Below are 20,092 nucleotides of genomic sequence, written 5' to 3' on the forward strand. Positions count from 1 at the left end.
CGTAGAACATGCGAATTTCTACTGCACAGTATTACGCGACCACGGCTATCAACTATCAGCGCAACCTCAGCAACGTGATGAAGACTGCCGAGCAGGTCAGCAGTGGCATCAAGCTTGAGACTGCGGCGGATGATCCGGTCGGTGCGGCACGCTTGCTGCAACTCGAACAGCAAAAGGCCATGTTGGGTCAGTACACCTCCAATATCAACGCGCTGAACACCGCTCAGGCGCAGGAAGAAAGCGTGCTGGACAGTATCAACACTGTGCTGCAAAAAGTCAGCGAGTTGGCGGTGCGTGCCGGCGGTGCATCGTTAAATGACGAGGATCGCAAATCCATTGGAGAGGAAGTCGGGCAGGCCGAAGAGCAGTTGCTGAATCTGATGAACAGCAAAGATGCTAACGGCAGATACATCTTTTCCGGCGCCAGCAGTAACACACAGCCATTTTTGCGCAACAGTGACGGTACCTACAGTTATCAAGGTGACCAGACCCAACTGGAACTGAAAATCGGCGACTCGATGTCGCTGGGGCTCAACGACACCGGTTGGGATGTTTTTCAGCAGGCGATCAATGCCGCCCGCAGTTCGACAACCATGACCACGCCGGCCGTTGATGACGGGCGCGTGGCATTGACTCAAGGTCTGGTGAGTTCCGGCCCGACGTTTGATGCGAGCTTCCGCAATGGACAGCCATACACACTGTCCTTCACCAGCAGCACACAGTTTGTGATCACTGATGCCTCAGGCAACGACGTGACTGCCGAGGCAAGTGGTGGTGGTAAGTTCGATCCGAATAACAAGGATGGTTCCGACATCAATTTCCGCGGGGTGTCCTTTGCACTGGATATCACGTTCCAGGCAAGTGATAACCCAGCGAATGCGGACGCGGTCATCGCGGGTCACAGTTTCCAGTTGACGGCAAAGCCAGACAGTTTCGCCAGCACACGTGCTCCGGGTAACAGTTCGACGGTAGAGGTTGGTCAAACCTCTGTGACCAACGCTGCCGATTACAAGAGCTTTTTCCCTGAAGGCGGAGCGGTCCTTAAATTCACGGGGCCTGGGACGTTTGAGTTGTATTTCCGCCCCTTGACCAGCAGCAGCACACCGGTAACCTCCGGGTCAGTGGTAGCTGGCGTGGCGACAGCGGCCGGTGTCAGCTTTACCCTCGCCGGGGGCACACCTCCAGCGACCCCCGCTACAGGTGATCAGTTCAATATCACGGTCAATACACACCAGACCCGGAATGTACTCGATACCGTAAGTCAGCTGCGTCAGGTGCTTGAAATACCTACTTCAGGCAATCCGGCTGCTCAGCGCAATCTGGGCAGTGTGCTCGCGTCGTCCATTGCCAACCTGAGCAATGCCAAAAACCAGGTCGACCTTGCGCGTGGCGCAATCGGTGCCCGGGGTAACGTAATGGATATGCAGCGTGATCAGATCCAGAGCACGGGCCTGATCAATACTTCCACGCAATCTTCAATCAAAGATACTGACCCTGCGGAAGTACTGACCCGCCTGACCCTGCAGCAAACCATGTTGCAAGCCGCGCAACTGGCATTCGCAAAGGTTTCCCAGTTGAGTCTGTTCAACAAGCTTTAATTCGGTCTTGACCGCCTGCAGCCAGCCCTTGCTACAGGAGGCTGGCTTTTTTTTGCATTTTTTTCAGGTGTATGCAGAGCAGGATGGCGCGCGATCCGGACCACAAAATCAAATAAAGCAGCGATCTCTGAGTGACCCGTCGGTCAAAACGCGCATCTTCACTGTATCCTGTCTGCGGGCGGTGACGGTGGCGGGCTGTTTGAGCCCCGACAATGCCTCCTCTGTGGGGCGGGCCCCGACTGTAGACGCCCTCGATTCAGCGAGCGGCGATGTTCAGCTGTTTATTATTGGGAAGCCATAATGATTGGCATAAAAAATATAGCGAGTTACGTGCCGGCAGCCGGGATTGATAATTACGCCCAGGGTGCAAAGTTCGACAAGGACGAAACCTTTATTCTCGGCAAAATCGGTTCTGCGTTTTTGCCGCGCATGGATGCCGATCAAGAAACTTCCGATCTGTGTGTCGAAGCAGCCAATGCGCTGTTCACCGCTAGCCCCGAGCTCAAGCGTGAATCCATCGATTGCTTGATCGTCGTCACCCAGAACGGCGATGAAGAAGGCTTGCCGCACACCGCCGCGATCGTTCAGGACAAGCTGGGCTTGCCGACCCATGTCGCCGCGTTCGATATTTCCTTGGGCTGTTCCGGCTACGTCTATGGCATCTATGCGATCAAAGGTTTCATGGAAGCGGCAGGGCTGAAAAACGGCCTGCTGATTACTGCCGATCCATATTCCAAGATTGTCGATCCGGAAGACCGTAACACCACCATGCTGTTTGGCGATGCCGCAACCGCGACCTGGATGGGCGAGAACGCTGTCTGGCAACTGGGCAAGTCGAAGTTCGGTACCGACGGTTCCGGCGCGCCGCACCTTAAGGTCAGCGACGGTGTGTTCTTCATGAATGGTCGCCAGGTGTTCAACTTTGCCTTGTTGAAAGTTCCTGCGCATTTGCATGAGTTGTTGGATGAGTCCAATTTGCAGGCGAGCGACATCGATGCCTTCTGCATTCACCAGGGCAGTGCGGCCATTGTCGATGCCGTGGCGCGCCGTTTCGAAGAAGGTGAGCCGGAGAAATTCGTCAAGGACATGCTCGAAACCGGCAACACGGTCTCCTCGAGTATTCCGCTGCTGTTGCAGAATCACGTCTTCGACTCCAAGTGGACCCGAGTTGCCATCAGCGGCTTTGGCGTGGGCCTCTCGTGGGGTTCGGCGATTCTCTATCGCGGTTGATTGACTGAATCGACGCTACAAAAACAACGCCCGGAAATTTAAACTTCCGGGCGTTTTGCGTTTTTCTGACGCCGACTTTCTGGCTCTAAAGCCTTGAAAATAAAGGGCTGGCAAGCTGCCACTAAAAAATTCGAAAAAACCGCTCAAGCAAAGCCTCTTCACGACGATAACTATTACGTAGGTTCTCTAGGCCACACCAGGCGGTTGCCAGGGCCGGAAGCCGCAGTATCCATCCAACGAGGATTTCGTCATGGCTTTAACCGTAAACACCAACATTGCCTCCATCAGCACCCAGGGTAACCTGAACAAAGCCGGCGGCGCCCTGGCTACTTCCATGCAGCGCCTGTCTTCCGGCCTGCGTATCAACAGCGCCAAAGACGACGCTGCTGGCCTGCAAATCGCTAACCGCCTGACCAGCCAGATCAACGGCCTGGGTCAAGCGGTCAAGAACGTGAACGATGGTATCTCCATCGCGCAAACAGCTGAAGGCGCGATGCAGGCCTCGACCGACATCCTGCAAAAAATGCGTACCCTGGCCCTGTCTTCGGCTACCGGCTCCCTGAGCGCTGACGACCGTAAGTCGAACAACGACGAATACCAGGCTCTGACTGCTGAACTGACCCGTATCTCCCAAACCACCACTTTCGGTGGCCAGAAGCTGCTGGACGGTTCGTACGGCACCAAGGCTATCCAGGTCGGCGCCAACGCCAACGAAACCATCAACCTGAGTCTGGAAAACGTAGCAGCCAGCAACATCGGTTCGCAGCAGATCAAAAGTAAGGCAATCGCACCGAGCGCTGCTGGCTTGGCTGGCGGCAACATCACCGTTACTGGTAACGGCCAAACCAAGACTGTTGCATATGGTGCTGCTGCTTCGGCGAAGGACATTGCCACTGGTCTGAACGGTGCAATTGGTGGTCTGACTGCTACTGCTAGCACTGAAGTCAAGCTGGAAGTGAGCGCCGCTACACCGGCGAACTTCAAGCTGGCAGTGGGCAGCAGCGGTACTGTTGACTTCGTCGGTGTCACCGATCTGGCAGGCCTGGCAGACCAACTGAAGTCCAACGCAGCCAAGCTCGGTATCAGCGTTAACTATGACGAAGTGAACAAAAGCCTTTCGGTAAAATCCGATTCGGGCGAAAACCTGACTTTCTCGGGCGCTGACGCTAACGCGATTGCAAACATCAAAGTTGGTGCAAAAGATGGCAGCGGCGCATTCGCTACCCCGACTGCACTGGTTGGTGCAGCGACTGTTGTTACCGGTCAAGTTTCCCTCGACTCCGCCAAAGGCTACTCGCTGAGCGACACCGCTAACGGCGTCTCGGATGTGTTCACTGGTGCGACTGTTTCGTCGACCAAGAAAACCATCGCTCAGACAGACGTGACCGATGCTACCAAAGCCCAAAACGCGCTGGCTGTGATCGACAAGGCCATCGGCACCATCGACGGCGTGCGTTCGGGTCTGGGCGCAACCCAAAACCGTCTGACCACCACTGCTGACAACCTGCAGAACATCCAGAAGAACTCCACCGCTGCTCGCTCCACCGTGCAAGACGTGGACTTCGCTGCTGAAACTGCTGAACTGACCAAGCAACAGACTCTGCAGTCGGCTTCGACCGCTATCCTGTCGCAAGCCAACCAGCTGCCATCTGCTGTACTGAAGCTGCTTCAGTAATAGCGGCGCTCGTTAGCTGACGGAAGGGCGCGTATACGTGCCCTTTCGTTTTTTCGCGTTGAGGAGATTTAGCATGGACATGAGCGTCAAGTTGAACCTGTCTTATCCGGCTGTTGCTCCTCAGAGTGCGACGCCGATTGTCATAGCCCAACAGGAACAGCCCAAGGCTGAAGTCGTTGAGTCATCGGGCTCCGAGCCCAAGCGCGACGATCTGGAAAAAGCTGTGACCGATATTCAGGAATTCGTCCAGGCTGCCCAGCGCAAACTGGATTTTACCATTGATGATTCCACCGGTCGGGTCGTGGTCAAGGTCATTGCCACCGAAACAGGTGACGTGATTCGCCAGATCCCTTCGGAAACCGCACTGAAACTGGCGCAAAGTTTGTCGGATGCCAGCAGCTTGTTGTTTGACGATAAGGTCTGAGCTGGCATGATTTTTGTTGCTGTCTGCGTTCGAGACGCACTTTGTCAAGAAAGCAGCGGCCACTGAACAAGGAGATAGATGATGGCGGGTACAACGGTAAGCGGTATTGGGTCGAACATCGATACCCAAGCGATCGTGACGTCTTTGGTCAACGCCGAAAAAGCGCCGAAGCAAGCACAGATCAATACTCAGAGTGCGAAAGCAACCACCTCGCTGTCATCGATCGGCAAGATTCAAGCGGCGCTTGATGCATTTCGCGGGGCTCTGACCTCGATGGGTACGGATAACAGCTTCAGCGGGCTGACCAGCACGTCTTCGGATGAAAAGGTCGCGACCATCACGACGGGTAATGGCGCTTCCAATGGCACCTACTCATTGTTGGTCACCCAGTTGGCATCGGCATCGAAGTTGTCCACCCGGGTTTTTGCGGGTGGCGCCTCGACTGTGGTCAATAGCGGTACGTCACCGACCACGCTGACAATTTCGCAGTCCGGCAAAAATTACGATCTCAGCATTCCCGCCGGGGCAACGCTGCAGCAAGTGCGTGAGTCAATCAACTCGCAGTTTGGCACGTCCGGGTTGAGCGCGAACATTCTGACGGACTCAACGGGTTCGCGCCTGGTTTTGACCTCGACAACGATGGGAGTGGGCTCGGATCTCACGCTGTCGGGTAATTCGGGCCTGAATACGGGGTCAACTGTGATTGAGGCGCCGAAGGATGCGAAGTACCGCATCGATGGCGGCGCTGAAATGATCTCCAAGAGCAACTCGATTGCTGACGCAATCAGCGGCATTAACATCAAGTTGTTGTCTATTTCGCCGACCGCTGCTGGTGCCAGTGCGCCCACACCAACCACCATTTCAGTGACAACCAGTACGCCGGCGCTCAAGTCCGGCGTCAAAGGTTTCGTCGATACCTACAACGCTTTGATGAAGGCGATCAACGCTGAAACCAAGGTGACTAAAGCGGCCGACGGTACTTCTATTGCTGCGACGCTGACGGGCGATGCGACGATGCGAAGCCTGGTGAGCTCGATTCGCGGCGAGCTGAACGCGCTATCGGGTACCGGGACAATGAAGTCGTTGGCTCAGTTTGGCATCAGCACTTCTGCCGACACTGGTTTGTTGACTATCGACGACAAGAAATGGGACAAGGCTGTGGCCACCAATGCGGCGGACCTCCGCAGTATTTTCACCGGGAGCAGCGGTTTGCTGGCTCGGATGGCAACTGCTACTGATAGCTATGCGAAGGCGAGCACAGGGATTCTGGCGGAACGTACCAAGTCGTTGAGTGAGAGTCTGACGGATCTGCAAAAACAGCAGGATTCTCTTGATGAGCGAATCGCGGCATTGCAGGCCAGCCTGACTGCCAAGTACACGGCCATGGACGGTCTGGTGGCCAGGCTTCGTGCCCAAAGTGACAGCATCATGACCACGCTCAATGCGCTGAACAATCAGAAAGACGATTGATCCGTATCGGTCAAAAAAAGCCCGGGCAAGCTGTAATGACAGTGCCTGGGTTTTTTCTTTGGTGACGACTCTGGGTTAAAGTTCTCCGTCGCCCGGTCGACATAAAGACCAGAGCCTTCCCAATTTCAAGCTGTTGTCTGTCACGAGGTAGAAACATGAACCCCATGAGAGCCCTTCGCCAATATCAGAAGGTCAATTCCCATGCCCAGATTTCTGAAGCCAATCCTCATCGCCTTGTGCAAATGCTGATGGAGGGCGGCCTGGATCGCATGGCTCAAGCCAAGGGGGCACTGGAGCGTGGTGATATCGCACTCAAGGGGTTGATGTTGGGTAAGGCCGTTGACATCGTCATTGGCCTGCGTGACGGGCTGAATCCGGAAAAGACAGAGGATCCTGCATCGATAGAGCAGTTGGACAGCTTGTACGCCTACATGACGTCGCGTCTGACTGAGGCCAACCTCAATAACAATACGGGGATCATCGACGAAGTTTCCGGTTTGCTCGAAACCCTGAAAAGCGGTTGGGATGCAATTGCCAATCAATAGGCCTGCGGGTCTGAGGATGACGTCATGAGTCAAGCACTGCAGAGGATTGAAGAAACCCGTGAAGCCCTGGTCGATGCCCTGGCGGAGAAAAACTGGGAGGCCATTGGCGAACTGGATGCGGCTTGTCGTGAGTGTGTCGATGAGGTGTTGAGCGAAGCGCCGATCGATGAGGACGCGGTGCGCAGCAATCTGGAGGGATTATTGGCGGTCTACAAAGATTTGTTGACGGCAACGATGGGCGAGCGTCAGGCGATAGTTGATGAGATGTCGCAGATCAACCAAGCGAAGAGCGCGGCAAAGGTTTACCATCTGTTTGGTTAATTAACCCCAAGTTAATCCAGATATAGTGCGCCATAAATTTGACTGTGCACGGTTTTTTGACTTAACTAGTGGCTGTTCCAGATTTCAGTCGTCTTCAGGCATATTTGTGCCTGCAAGCGTTTAGCTTGCCCCAGCATTTTGGGCATCGAGTTGACTAGGGAAGTTGCTATTGCATGTGGCGTGAAACCAAAATTCTGCTGATCGATGACGATAGCGTTCGCCGCCGCGACCTGGCGGTGATTTTAAATTTTCTTGGCGAAGAAAATTTACCCTGCGGTAGCCATGACTGGCAGCAGGCTGTCGGCTCTTTGTCGTCAAGTCGTGAAGTGATCTGTGTCCTCATCGGGACGGTCAATGCTCCTGGTGCACTACTGGGCTTGCTTAAGACACTCTCGACATGGGATGAGTTCCTTCCGGTTTTGTTAATGGGCGATAATTCTTCCATTGACCTGCCGGAAGACCAGCGTCGGCGGGTGCTTTCGACCCTCGAAATGCCGCCCAGCTACAGCAAATTGCTCGATTCGCTGCACCGTGCCCAGGTCTATCGCGAGATGTACGACCAGGCCCGCGAGCGCGGTCGTCATCGCGAACCAAATCTTTTTCGCAGCCTTGTCGGCACCAGCCGGGCGATTCAACACGTCCGCCAGATGATGCAGCAGGTCGCCGATACCGATGCCAGCGTGCTGATCCTCGGTGAGTCCGGTACCGGCAAGGAAGTGGTTGCGCGCAACCTGCATTACCATTCCAAGCGCCGCGAAGCGCCGTTCGTGCCGGTCAACTGCGGGGCGATTCCGGCCGAGTTGCTGGAAAGCGAATTGTTCGGCCATGAGAAGGGCGCCTTCACCGGCGCGATCACCAGCCGCGCCGGTCGATTCGAACTGGCCAACGGCGGCACCCTGTTCCTCGATGAAATCGGCGACATGCCGCTGCCGATGCAGGTCAAGTTGCTGCGCGTGTTGCAGGAGCGCACCTTCGAGCGTGTGGGCAGCAACAAGACCCAGAGCGTCGACGTGCGCATCATTGCGGCGACCCACAAGAATCTCGAAAGCATGATCGAGATCGGCACCTTCCGCGAAGACCTGTACTACCGCCTGAATGTGTTCCCGATCGAGATGGCGCCGCTGCGTGAGCGCGTCGAAGATATTCCGCTGCTGATGAACGAGCTGATCTCGCGCATGGAGCACGAGAAGCGTGGTTCGATCCGTTTCAACTCGGCGGCGATCATGTCGCTGTGCCGGCACGGCTGGCCGGGCAACGTCCGCGAACTGGCCAACCTGGTGGAGCGCATGGCGATCATGCATCCATACGGCGTGATCGGCGTGGTCGAGTTGCCGAAGAAATTCCGCTACGTCGACGATGAAGACGAGCAAATGGTCGACAGCCTGCGCAGTGATCTGGAAGAGCGTGTGGCCATCAACGGCCATACCCAGGACTTTACCGCCAATGCCATGTTGCCTCCGGAAGGTCTGGACCTGAAGGACTACCTCGGTGGTCTGGAGCAGGGGCTGATCCAGCAGGCGCTGGATGATGCCAACGGCATTGTGGCCCGCGCCGCTGAGCGCCTGCGCATCCGTCGTACCACGCTGGTGGAAAAGATGCGCAAGTACGGCATGAGCCGTCGTGATGGAGACGAGCAGGCGGATGATTGACGCCTGTTTTTCAACCTATTCATTTATAAGAAGTTTTTTTTAGGCACGGGTATTGCTACATCCCTCGCAACGTTCCGTTTCACTGACGGTCAGCCAAGCGAGAGAGCACAATGCCCCAAGCCGCCCAGATGTCTCCTGTCCCTGATGCTTTGCGGCAACCGTCGTCCGTAGAGCAGGCGAGCCGGCTTGGCCTTGAGCAGGCATTTGCGCTGTTCAATCAGATGTCCAGTCAGTTGACCGATTCCTACAGCATGCTTGAAGCCCGGGTCACCGAGCTCAAGGGTGAATTGGCGGTGGTCAGCGCCCAGCGCATGCAGGAGCTGGCTGAAAAGGAACGCCTGGCCAACCGTCTGCAAAACCTCCTCGATCTTTTACCTGGCGGTGTCATCGTCATCGACGCCCAGGGCATCGTGCGCGAAGCCAATCCGGCGGCGTGCGAGTTGCTGGGGTTGCCGCTGGAAGGTGAATTGTGGCGCCACGTCATTGCCCGCTGTTTTGCGCCGCGCGAAGACGATGGCCATGAAGTCTCCCTCAAGGATGGTCGGCGCCTGTCGATCGCCACGCGCTCGCTGGACGCCGAGCCTGGCCAGTTGGTGTTGCTCAACGACCTGACTGAAACCCGCCACCTGCAGGATCAACTGGCCCGCCATGAGCGGCTGTCGTCGCTGGGGCGCATGGTTGCTTCGTTGGCTCATCAGATACGTACACCGTTGTCCGCCGCGCTGCTGTATGCCAGTCATTTGACCGAGCAAGAGCTGCCGGTCGCTACCCAGCAGCGCTTTGCCGGGCGTCTTAAGGAGCGCCTGCACGAACTGGAGCACCAGGTGCGCGACATGCTGGTCTTCGCCCGGGGCGAGTTGCCGCTGACCGACCGCGTGACGCCAGGCCAATTGATGCAATCGTTGCAAGCGGCGGCGCTGACCCACGTACAGGATCTGCCGATCCGCTGGCAGTGCGATAGCCATTCGGGGGAGTTGCTGTGCAATCGCGACACCCTGGTCGGCGCGATCCTCAATCTGATCGAGAACGCCATTCAGGCCAGTGCCGGCCAATTGCGCCTGAAGATTCACCTCTACACCCGCGGCAACAACCTGCGCCTGTGTGTCAGCGACAGTGGCTCCGGTATCGATGCCGCCGTTCTGGCGCGATTGGGCGAGCCCTTTTTTACCACCAAGACTACCGGCACAGGTCTTGGCCTGACTGTGGTCAAGGCAGTGGCGCGTGCTCATCAGGGACAATTGCAGTTGCGCTCGCGGCTCGGTCGCGGCACCTGCGCGCAGGTCATCCTGCCGTTGTTCAGCAGCGCTCAAGGAGCGGAGTGACACAGATGGGTATCAAGGTTCTGCTGGTCGAGGACGACCGCGCGTTGCGCGAGGCGCTGGCCGATACGCTGTTGCTCGCGGGGCACGATTACAAGGCGGTGGGCTCGGCGGAGGAGGCGTTGCTTGCCGTTGGCGGCGAGGCCTTCAGCCTGGTGATCAGCGACGTCAACATGCCGGGCATGAACGGCCATCAGTTGCTGGGCCTGCTGCGAGCGCGGCAGCCGCAGTTGCCGGTGTTGTTGATGACGGCTCACGGTGCGGTCGAGCGTGCGGTCGATGCAATGCGCCAGGGGGCGGCGGACTACCTGGTCAAGCCATTCGAGCCCAAGGCGTTGCTCGATCTGGTGGGGCGGCATGCCCTGGGCAGTCTCGGCCTGGCCGAGGGTGAAGGGCCGATAGCATTCGAGCCGGCGAGCGCGCAGTTGCTCGAATTGGCAGCGCGGGTCGCACGCAGCGACTCCACGGTGTTGATCTCGGGTGAGTCGGGCACCGGCAAGGAAGTGCTGGCGCGCTACATCCATCAGCATTCTCATCGTGCCAATCAGCCGTTCATTGCGATCAACTGCGCAGCGATCCCGGACAACATGCTCGAAGCGACCTTGTTCGGGCACGAGAAGGGTTCCTTCACCGGCGCCATTGCCGCGCAAGCCGGCAAGTTCGAACAGGCCGACGGCGGCACCATTCTGCTCGACGAAATTTCCGAAATGCCCCTCGGGCTCCAGGCCAAGCTGCTGCGCGTGCTGCAAGAGCGCGAGGTCGAAAGGGTTGGGGCGCGCAAACCGATCACGCTGGATATTCGCGTGGTCGCCACCACCAATCGCGATCTGGCGGGTGAGGTGGCGGCGGGGCGCTTCCGCGAAGATCTTTACTATCGCCTGTCGGTCTTTCCCCTGGCCTGGCGCCCGTTGCGCGAGCGCACCGCCGACATCCTGCCGCTGGCCGAGCGTCTGCTGGCCAGGCACGTCAATAAAATGAGGCATTCGGCTGCCAGATTGTCCCCCGAGGCCCAGGCGTGCCTGATCGGTTATCCGTGGCCGGGTAACGTGCGTGAACTGGACAACGCGATTCAACGTGCGCTGATTCTGCAGCAGGGTGGCTTGATCCAGCCGCAGGATTTCTGCCTGGCCGGGCCGGTGGCTTGTGCGCCACTGCCTGCGTTGGCGCAGGCGCCGGTGCGTCCTGTGGAAGTCCAGCCCGAGTCGGCCGGTGCGCTGGGCGATGACCTGCGTCGCCGTGAATTCCAGATGATCATCGATACCTTGCGCGCCGAGCGCGGTCGCCGCAAAGAGGCGGCCGAGCGCCTGGGTATCAGCCCGCGAACCCTGCGCTACAAGCTGGCGCAGATGCGCGATGCCGGCATGGACGTGGAAGCCTTTTTGTTCGCGACCTGAATGTGGGAGCGAGCCTGCTCGCGAAGGCGATGTGTCAGGCACATAAATGTCAACTGACACTCCCTCTTCGCGAGCAGGCTCGCTCCCACAATGGATTGGCAGTCAGAAGGGCTTTTGTTCAAAGTGGCCATGGAGCTGGCACCCTTGTTGCTAACACCTCACTACCCGCCGAGTGAGTGTCAAAAAATTGCGGGTCGTCAAAGAGAGAAACCATGAGCCAAGGTATTGAATTCAATCGGTTGATGCTGGATATGCGCGCCATGCAAATGGATGCCATGTCTGCGCCGAAATCGACTGCTGTCCCTGAAATGACGGGCAGCAGCTTTTCCGACATGTTCGGTCAGGCCATCAACAAAGTGAACGACACCCAGCAGGCTTCCACACAGTTGGCCAGTGCGTTCGAAATCGGCAAAAGCGGCGTCGATCTCACGGACGTGATGATTTCCTCGCAGAAGGCCAGTGTGTCGTTCCAGGCGTTGACCCAGGTGCGCAACAAAGTGGTTCAGGCCTACCAAGACATCATGCAGATGCCGGTTTAAAGGACGAGATTGAGTCATGGCAGAAGCAGTCGCCGATAACGTTCCGGCCAAGGCCACTTCAATAGACGGCAAACCGCCGCTGTTCGGGTTGTCCTTCCTGGAAAACCTCTCCGAGATGACCATGTTGCGTCAGGTGGGCCTGTTGGTCGGCCTGGCGGCGAGCGTGGCAATTGGTTTTGCCGTGGTGTTGTGGTCCCAGCAACCGGACTACCGGCCTCTGTACGGCAGCCTTGCCGGCATGGACGCCAAGCAGGTCATGGATACCCTGGCCTCCGCCGATATCCCGTACACCGTCGAACCCAATTCCGGTGCCTTGCTGGTCAAGGCCGATGACCTGTCCCGTGCGCGGCTCAAGCTCGCGGGCGCTGGTGTCACTCCCAGCGACGGCAACATCGGTTTTGAAATCCTCGACAAGGAGCAGGGACTGGGCACCAGCCAGTTCATGGAAGCGACCCGCTATCGTCGCGGCCTCGAAGGCGAACTGGCCCGCACCATTTCCAGCCTGAACAACGTCAAGGGTGCCCGTGTGCACCTGGCGATCCCGAAAAGTTCGGTGTTCGTGCGCGACGAGCGCAAGCCAAGCGCTTCGGTTCTGGTTGAACTCTATTCCGGTCGCTCCCTCGAACCCGGTCAGGTCGTGGCCATCATCAACCTGGTGGCGACCAGCGTTCCCGAACTCAGCAAGTCACAGATCACCGTGGTCGACCAGAAGGGCAACCTGCTCTCCGATCAGGCGGAAAACTCCGAACTGACCATGGCCGGCAAGCAATTCGACTACAGCCGTCGCATGGAAAGCATGCTCACCCAGCGCGTACACAACATCCTGCAGCCGGTGCTGGGCAACGACCGTTACAAGGCCGAAGTCTCGGCCGACGTGGATTTCAGTGCGGTCGAATCGACTTCCGAGCAATTCAATCCGGACCAGCCGGCATTGCGCAGCGAACAGTCGGTCAACGAACAACGTACCGCCAGCAATGGCCCGCAAGGCGTGCCGGGTGCCTTGAGCAACCAGCCTCCAGCGCCGGCTTCTGCGCCGCAGACCACTGGCGGCACTCCGGGGGCAGCCGGCATGGTGCAGCCGGGCCAGCCGCTGGTTGATGCCAACGGCCAGCAAATCATGGACCCGGCCACCGGTCAGCCGATGCTCGCACCGTACCCGGCGGACAAGCGTCAACAATCGACCAAGAACTTCGAACTCGACCGTTCCATCAGCCACACCAAACAGCAGCAGGGCCGGTTGAATCGCCTGTCGGTGTCGGTGGTGGTCGATGATCAGGTCAAGATCAACCCGGCCAGCGGCGAAACCACCCGTGCGCCGTGGACCGCCGATGAATTGGCGCGCTTCACCCGCCTGGTGCAGGACGCGGTCGGCTTCGATGCCAGCCGTGGTGACAGCGTCAGCGTGATCAACATGCCGTTCTCCGCCGAGCGCGGTGAAGTGATTGCCGAAATTCCGTTCTACTCCCAGCCGTGGTTCTGGGACATCGTGAAGCAAGTGCTGGGTGTGCTGTTCATTCTGGTGCTGGTGTTCGGTGTGCTGCGTCCGGTGCTCAACAACATCACCGGTGGTGGCAAGGGCAAGCAGCTGGCCGGTATCGGCAGCGACGTCGAGTTGGGTGGCATGGGCGGTCTGGACGGTGAACTGGCCAACGACCGTGTCAGCCTCGGTGGCCCGACCAGCATCCTGTTGCCGAGCCCGAGCGAAGGTTATGACGCTCAGTTGAACGCAATCAAGAGTCTGGTGGCAGAAGATCCGGGTCGTGTGGCCCAGGTCGTGAAAGAGTGGATTAACGCAGATGAGTGATAACCGAGCCGTTGCCGCCAAACTGTCCAAGGTCGACAAAGCCGCAATCCTGTTGCTGTCCCTGGGCTCCACCGACGCTGCCCAGGTGCTGCGCCACATGGGCCCCAAAGAGGTCCAGCGCGTGGGCGTGGCCATGGCCCAAATGGGTAATGTGCACCGCGAGCAGGTCGAGCAGGTGATGAGCGAGTTCGTCGATATCGTCGGCGACCAGACCAGCCTGGGCGTCGGCTCCGACGACTATGTGCGCAAGATGCTCACCCAGGCCCTGGGCGAAGACAAGGCTAACGGCCTGATCGACCGCATCCTGCTCGGTGGCAACACCAGCGGCCTCGACAGCCTGAAGTGGATGGAGCCGCGCGCCGTCGCCGACGTGATCCGTTACGAGCACCCGCAGATCCAGGCGATCGTGGTGGCGTATCTCGATCCGGACCAGGCCGGTGAAGTGCTCGGCAACTTCGACCACAAGGTGCGGCTCGACATCATCCTGCGCGTGTCTTCGCTGAACACCGTGCAGCCAGCGGCCCTGAAAGAGCTCAACCAGATTCTCGAGAAGCAGTTCTCCGGCAACTCGAATGCCTCGCGCACCACCCTGGGTGGCATCAAGCGCGCGGCGGACATCATGAACTTCCTCGACAGCTCGATCGAAGGCCAGCTCATGGACTCGATCCGCGAAGTCGACGAAGACCTGTCCGGTCAGATCGAAGACCTCATGTTCGTGTTCAACAACCTGGCCGATGTCGACGACCGCGGCATCCAGGCGCTGTTGCGCGAAGTGTCCTCCGATGTGCTGGTGCTGGCCCTCAAGGGCTCGGACGAAGGCGTCAAGGAGAAGATCTTCAAGAACATGTCCAAGCGTGCGGCCGAACTGTTGCGCGACGACCTGGAAGCCAAGGGCCCGGTGCGCGTCAGCGACGTGGAAACCGCGCAGAAGGAAATCCTCACCATCGCCCGCCGTATGGCCGAAGCCGGAGAAATCGTTCTCGGCGGCAAGGGCGGCGAGGAAATGATCTAACGCCATGGTCAAGAATGATGATGCACCCACTGACCTGATCCGGGCCAGGGATGTCGGTGGCTTCGAGTCCTGGGCGCTGCCCAGCTTCGACCCGCCGGAACCCGAGCCGGAACCTGAGCCTGAACCCGAGCCGCCGGAAATGGAGGAAGTGCCGCTGGAGGAAGTCCAGCCACTAACCCTCGAAGAACTCGAAAGCATTCGCCAGGAGGCCTACAACGAAGGCTTCGCGGTGGGTGAGAAGGAAGGTTTCCATAGCACCACGCTCAAGGTCCGCCAGGAAGCCGAACAGGCGCTTGCACCGAAGCTTGCCGGGCTGGAACAGTTGATGGCGCACTTGTTCGAGCCTATCGCCGAACAGGACACCCAGATTGAAAAGTCGCTGGTCGACCTCGTGCAGCACATCACCAGACAAGTGATTCAGCGCGAACTGGCCATCGACTCGACGCAGATCGAACATGTGATGCGCGAAGCCCTCAAGCTCTTGCCGTTGGGCGTGGGCAATGTGCGGCTGTACATCAATCCGCAGGACTTCGCACAGGTCAAAGCCCTGCGCGAGCGTCATGAGGAAACCTGGCGCATCGTCGAGGATGAGTCGTTGTTGCCTGGCGGTTGCCGGGTCGAGACCGAGCACAGTCGCATAGACGCCACGGTCGAGACCCGCATCGCGCGAGTGATGGACAAGTTGTTCGATCAGTTGCACGAGCAGGCCTTGCACCCGGCCGCGCCGGACTTGAGCCTGGAACTGCCGATCGACAGCAAGCCTGCGGCCGCGCCAGAACCGGATGCACCTGATGCGCCTTGAACGCACCAGCTTCGCCAAGCGCCTGGGCAGTTACGCCGAGGCGACTGAATTGGCCGGCGCGCCGATCCTTGAGGGACGCCTGCTACGCATGGTCGGCCTGACCCTCGAAGCCGAAGGCCTGCGCGCCGCCATGGGCAGCCGCTGCATGGTCATCAACGACGACAGCTATCACCCGATGCAGGTTGAAGCCGAAGTGATGGGCTTCTCCGGCAGCAAGGTCTTTCTGATGCCGGTCGGCAGTGTCGCCGGCATCGCCCCCGGTGCCCGAGTGGTGCCGTTGTCCGATACTGGTCGCCTGCCCATGGGCATGAGCATGCTCGGGCGGGTGCTGGATGGCGCCGGTCGTGCGCTGGACGGCAAGGGCGGGATGAAGGCCGAAGACTGGGTTCCGATGGACGGCCCGACCATCAACCCGCTCAAGCGCGAACCGATCAGCGAGCCGCTGGACGTGGGCATCCGTTGCATCAACGGCATGTTGACGGTCGGCCGCGGTCAACGGCTCGGGCTGTTCGCCGGTACCGGTGTCGGTAAATCCGTGCTGTTGGGCATGATGACGCGCTTCACCGAGGCCGACATCATCGTCGTCGGGCTGATCGGTGAGCGGGGTCGTGAAGTTAAAGAGTTCATCGAGCACATCCTCGGTGAGGAAGGGCTCAAGCGTTCGGTGGTGGTGGCGTCCCCGGCGGACGATGCGCCGCTGATGCGACTGCGCGCCGCCATGTACTGCACGCGCATCGCCGAGTATTTCCGCGACAAGGGCAAGAACGTTCTGTTGCTCATGGATTCGTTGACCCGTTTCGCCCAGGCCCAGCGGGAAATCGCCCTGGCCATCGGCGAACCTCCAGCGACCAAGGGCTATCCGCCGTCGGTGTTCGCCAAGTTGCCGAAACTGGTGGAGCGGGCCGGCAATGCAGAGAAGGGCGGTGGTTCGATCACTGCGTTCTATACCGTGCTGTCCGAAGGCGATGACCAGCAGGACCCGATTGCCGACTCGGCACGAGGCGTGCTCGACGGGCACATCGTGCTGTCCCGGCGCCTGGCCGAGGAAGGGCATTACCCGGCCATCGATATCGAAGCGTCCATCAGCCGGGTGATGCCAGCGGTGGTATCGCCGGAACACATGGCCCGTGCGCAGTACTTCAAGCAATTGTGGTCGCGCTATCAGCAGAGTCGCGACCTGATCAGCGTCGGTGCCTATGTCGCCGGCGGAGATCGTGAGACCGACCTGGCGATTTCCCTGCAACCGCAATTGGTCAAATACCTGCGCCAGGGCCTCAACGACAGCATCAGCCTGGGCGAAAGCGAAGCGTATCTGGCTTCGATCTTCGCACCCGCGGCGGGCGGTTAAGCGGTCATGGCCCTGAGTCGGGCAGGAAGGCTGGCGCCAGTGGTGGAAATGGCCGAAAAGGCCGAGAAAACCGCGGTCCAGCGCCTGGGGCACTTTCAGGGGCAGGTACGTTTGGCCGAAAGCAAACTCGCCGACCTCGAAGCCTTCCGTCTCGACTATCAGGAACAATGGATCGTACGCGGCAGCGGCGGCGTCTCGGGCCAATGGTTGCTGGGTTATCAGGGCTTTCTCGCGCAACTGGGCACGGCCATCGACCAGCAGCGGCAAAGCCTGGCCTGGCATCAGAACAACCTGAACAAGGCCCGGGAGACCTGGCAGCAGGCGTTTGCCCGGGTCGAAGGTTTGCGCAAGCTGGTTCAGCGCTATGCCGACGAGGCGCGGGCGCTTGAAGACCGGCGCGAACAGAAATTGCTGGATGAATTGTCCCAGCGCTTGCCGCGTGAGAACCCCTATTGAGCATGCTTTCAAAAAACAGGCAGGCTTGCCCCCATCCCCACCAGATGCTAAACCTTCTAAACGTTTGCCAAAGACAAGGAAGCCATTAAATGTCAGTCGTTTCAGAAGTGTCCCAGGACGGGCAAAAGCTGACGATCTCGGTCAAGGGTCGTTTCGATTTCGCCAAGCATCAGGAATTTCGTCAGTCCTACGAGGATAAACAGCTATCGGCGGTCGTGGTCGACCTGAAAGATGCCACTTACCTCGACAGTTCGGCCCTGGGCATGCTGCTTTTGCTGCGCGATCACGCCGGTGGCGACGACTCCGATGTGCGCGTCGTCAACAGCAGTACCGACGTGCGCAAAATCCTCGCCATCTCCAACTTCGACAAACTGTTCGACATCAGTTGATTGCCATGCAGCCACTGGAGCCGCTGACGATCCTGATTGCCGAGGACAGCGCCGCCGATCGCCTGCTGCTGTCGAGCATCCTGCGCCGCCAGGGGCACGACGTGCTGACGGCGGCCAACGGCGCCGAAGCGGTCGAGGTGTTTCGCCTGCAACAACCGCACCTGGTGTTGATGGATGCGATGATGCCGGTCATGGACGGCTTCGAGGCGGCCCGGCAGATCAAGGCCCTGGCCGGGGAAACCCTGGTGCCGATCATCTTCCTCACGTCGTTGTCCGAAAGCGAAGCCCTGGCCCGTTGCCTGGAAGTCGGCGGTGACGACTTTCTGGCAAAGCCCTACAACCAGGTGATTCTCGCTGCCAAGATCAAGGCGATGGATCGCCTGCGGCGCTTGCAGGACACCGTGCTGCAACAGCGTGACCAGATCGCCCGGCACCACGACTACCTGCTCAACGAACAGCGCGTGGCCAAGGCCGTTTTCGACAAGGTGGCGCACTCCGGCTGCCTGAATGCCGCACCGAATATCCGTTATCTGCAATCGCCCTATGCGCTGTTCAACGGTGACCTGTTGCTGGCCGCGTTCACCCCGGCAGGAGATATGCACGTGCTGCTGGGCGACTTCACCGGCCACGGTCTGCCGGCGGCAGTGGGTGCGATGCCCTTGGCCGAAGTCTTCTATGGGATGACCGCCAAGGGCTACGGCCTGGCGGAAACCCTGCGCGAGATGAATGCCAAGCTCAAGCGCATCCTGCCGGTAGACATGTTCTGCTGTGCCGCGTTGCTGAGTCTGAGTTTTCAGCGTCGCTCCGTGGAAGTCTGGAATGGCGGCATGCCGGACGGTTACCTGCATCGCATTGCCAGTGGCGAGCGAACGCCTCTGCCGGCGCGGCACCTGCCTTTGGGGGTGCTGAGCCCGGAATCCTTCGATGAGCGTACCGACGTGTATCCCATGGCGCTCGGGGATCGGGTGTTTCTCCTGTCCGATGGCGTGATCGATACCTGCGACGTCAATGATCAGTTGTTTGGCGTGCAGCGATTGCAGCAGGTATTTGCCGCCAATCGGCACCCGGATGCACTGTTTGAAGAGATCGAGCAGGCGCTGCGTCATTTCGGCGGAGATGCGCGTGACGATGTCAGCATGGTCGAAATCAGCCTGCTGGAGACGGCACAGATCACTCCGCCGGCGTTGGTCTACTCCGACAGCGGCCAGTCCTGCCCGCTGGACTGGTCGGTAAGTTTCGAGTTTCGCGCCGCCACGCTCAAGCGCTTCAATCCGTTACCCTATCTGTTGCAGTTGTTGCTTGAGGTCCATGGTCTTCGGGCTCAGAGCGGTGCGCTCTACAGTGTGCTGGCGGAACTCTATTCCAATGCGCTGGAGCATGGCGTGCTGGGGCTGGATTCGAGCCTCAAGCGCGATGCCGCGGGGTTTGCGCGGTATTATCAAGAGCGCAATACCCGGCTGGACGAGCTGCAGGAAGGCTATGTACGGTTACATTTGCAGGTGACGCCAACGGACGACGGCGGTTGCCTGACCATTCAGATCGAAGACAGCGGCAAGGGTTTCGATGTCGAGCGGGTGATGGCAAGACCTTTGAAAGACGTCCGCCTGTCGGGACGTGGGGTCAGTCTGATCCGCCAGTTGGGGCGTAATGCCCGCTGGACCGACAATGGTCGAAGTGCACGCGTGGAGTTTATCTGGGAGGCTCTGGCATAATCCGCGCATTCTTGATCAAGGAGTGAGCAAGTGGACGACACACATGTGGATCGCGCCGTGCTGAGTGCATTGCAGGAAGTGATGGAAGAGGGCTATCCGGATCTGCTGGATATTTTTCTTGCTGACTCCGAAGAGCGCCTGAAAGTCTTGAGGGCAGCTGACAGTGCCGCACTGCTCGTTGAAACCGCCCATAGCTTCAAAGGCAGCAGCAGCAATATGGGCGCCCTCAGGCTGACCGAGCTGTGCCATCAACTTGAGCAGCAGGCCAGAAGTTTGCCATACACCGCCGTTCAGGAGCTGGTCGGCGAAATCGATCGCGAGTTCGCCGGTATCCGGCCTCTCTACGAAGCTGAACGACAGCGTTGCCCGGCGAAAATCTGAGCGCACGCTGCATTTGATCTTCTT

The 20,092-nt window shown here is 59.0% G+C and carries 19 protein-coding genes; all 19 read left to right on the forward strand.

Translation table 11 applies throughout. The features are described from left to right. The first annotated feature begins 8 nt into the window (after positions 1 to 8). On the forward strand, positions 9 to 1,598 hold the full coding sequence (locus AC3IP0_RS07970) for a flagellar hook-associated protein 3 (RefSeq protein ID WP_489318842.1): 1,590 nt from the start codon (positions 9 to 11) through the stop codon (positions 1,596 to 1,598). 300 nt (positions 1,599 to 1,898) lie between these two features. Then, entirely contained in the window at positions 1,899 to 2,828 is a 930-nt protein-coding gene (locus AC3IP0_RS07975; RefSeq protein WP_223502924.1) for a ketoacyl-ACP synthase III, read from the forward strand. A gap of 250 nt (positions 2,829 to 3,078) precedes the next feature. Next, positions 3,079 to 4,503: a flagellin N-terminal helical domain-containing protein gene (locus AC3IP0_RS07980; protein ID WP_489318843.1), complete on the forward strand. Its 1,425-nt coding sequence runs from the start codon at positions 3,079 to 3,081 to the stop codon at positions 4,501 to 4,503. 73 nt (positions 4,504 to 4,576) lie between these two features. Further along, the gene (locus AC3IP0_RS07985) at positions 4,577 to 4,927 is read left to right on the forward strand and encodes a flagellar protein FlaG (protein WP_489318844.1); all 351 of its coding nucleotides are present in this window, start codon (positions 4,577 to 4,579) and stop codon (positions 4,925 to 4,927) included. A gap of 81 nt (positions 4,928 to 5,008) precedes the next feature. Then, positions 5,009 to 6,397, forward strand: a complete 1,389-nt coding sequence (gene fliD, locus AC3IP0_RS07990) for a flagellar filament capping protein FliD (protein ID WP_489327131.1) — start codon at positions 5,009 to 5,011, stop codon at positions 6,395 to 6,397. Between the two features lie 155 nt (positions 6,398 to 6,552). Beyond that, complete coding sequence (gene fliS, locus AC3IP0_RS07995; protein WP_489318845.1) at positions 6,553 to 6,942, forward strand: flagellar export chaperone FliS; 390 nt, start codon at positions 6,553 to 6,555, stop codon at positions 6,940 to 6,942. A 24-nt stretch (positions 6,943 to 6,966) separates the two neighbouring features. Beyond that, entirely contained in the window at positions 6,967 to 7,263 is a 297-nt protein-coding gene (gene fliT, locus AC3IP0_RS08000) for a flagellar protein FliT (protein ID WP_489318846.1), read from the forward strand. A gap of 173 nt (positions 7,264 to 7,436) precedes the next feature. Beyond that, the gene (locus AC3IP0_RS08005) at positions 7,437 to 8,912 is read left to right on the forward strand and encodes a sigma-54 dependent transcriptional regulator (RefSeq protein WP_046037712.1); all 1,476 of its coding nucleotides are present in this window, start codon (positions 7,437 to 7,439) and stop codon (positions 8,910 to 8,912) included. Positions 8,913 to 9,040: 128 nt separating this feature from the next. Then, a complete protein-coding gene (locus AC3IP0_RS08010; protein WP_489327787.1) occupies positions 9,041 to 10,234 on the forward strand; it encodes a sensor histidine kinase in 1,194 nt (397 codons plus the stop codon). 5 nt (positions 10,235 to 10,239) lie between these two features. After that, positions 10,240 to 11,625, forward strand: a complete 1,386-nt coding sequence (locus AC3IP0_RS08015; RefSeq protein ID WP_489327133.1) for a sigma-54-dependent transcriptional regulator — start codon at positions 10,240 to 10,242, stop codon at positions 11,623 to 11,625. A gap of 212 nt (positions 11,626 to 11,837) precedes the next feature. Beyond that, on the forward strand, positions 11,838 to 12,164 hold the full coding sequence (gene fliE, locus AC3IP0_RS08020; RefSeq protein ID WP_008052868.1) for a flagellar hook-basal body complex protein FliE: 327 nt from the start codon (positions 11,838 to 11,840) through the stop codon (positions 12,162 to 12,164). A gap of 16 nt (positions 12,165 to 12,180) precedes the next feature. Beyond that, positions 12,181 to 13,968 (forward strand): flagellar basal-body MS-ring/collar protein FliF, encoded by a 1,788-nt coding sequence (gene fliF, locus AC3IP0_RS08025; protein ID WP_489318848.1) that lies wholly within the window; start codon positions 12,181 to 12,183, stop codon positions 13,966 to 13,968. Then, positions 13,961 to 14,980, forward strand: coding sequence for a flagellar motor switch protein FliG (gene fliG / locus AC3IP0_RS08030; RefSeq protein WP_007983391.1), 1,020 nt, complete (start codon positions 13,961 to 13,963; stop codon positions 14,978 to 14,980). Before fliF ends, fliG begins: the two co-directional genes overlap by 8 nt. A 4-nt stretch (positions 14,981 to 14,984) precedes the next feature. Then, the gene (gene fliH, locus AC3IP0_RS08035) at positions 14,985 to 15,782 is read left to right on the forward strand and encodes a flagellar assembly protein FliH (protein ID WP_489318849.1); all 798 of its coding nucleotides are present in this window, start codon (positions 14,985 to 14,987) and stop codon (positions 15,780 to 15,782) included. Next, positions 15,772 to 17,130: a flagellar protein export ATPase FliI gene (gene fliI, locus AC3IP0_RS08040; RefSeq protein WP_489318850.1), complete on the forward strand. Its 1,359-nt coding sequence runs from the start codon at positions 15,772 to 15,774 to the stop codon at positions 17,128 to 17,130. Before fliH ends, fliI begins: the two co-directional genes overlap by 11 nt. Before the next feature lie 6 nt (positions 17,131 to 17,136). After that, entirely contained in the window at positions 17,137 to 17,586 is a 450-nt protein-coding gene (fliJ, locus tag AC3IP0_RS08045) for a flagellar export protein FliJ (RefSeq protein WP_046037707.1), read from the forward strand. Positions 17,587 to 17,675: 89 nt separating this feature from the next. Further along, positions 17,676 to 17,975: an STAS domain-containing protein gene (locus AC3IP0_RS08050; protein ID WP_489318851.1), complete on the forward strand. Its 300-nt coding sequence runs from the start codon at positions 17,676 to 17,678 to the stop codon at positions 17,973 to 17,975. 5 nt (positions 17,976 to 17,980) lie between these two features. Next, positions 17,981 to 19,687, forward strand: coding sequence for an ATP-binding SpoIIE family protein phosphatase (locus AC3IP0_RS08055; RefSeq protein WP_489327134.1), 1,707 nt, complete (start codon positions 17,981 to 17,983; stop codon positions 19,685 to 19,687). Positions 19,688 to 19,717: 30 nt separating this feature from the next. Further along, entirely contained in the window at positions 19,718 to 20,068 is a 351-nt protein-coding gene (locus tag AC3IP0_RS08060; RefSeq protein ID WP_489318853.1) for an Hpt domain-containing protein, read from the forward strand. The last annotated feature ends 24 nt before the right edge of the window (positions 20,069 to 20,092 follow it).

This window comes from Pseudomonas sp. GL_103 (genome assembly GCF_057835175.1).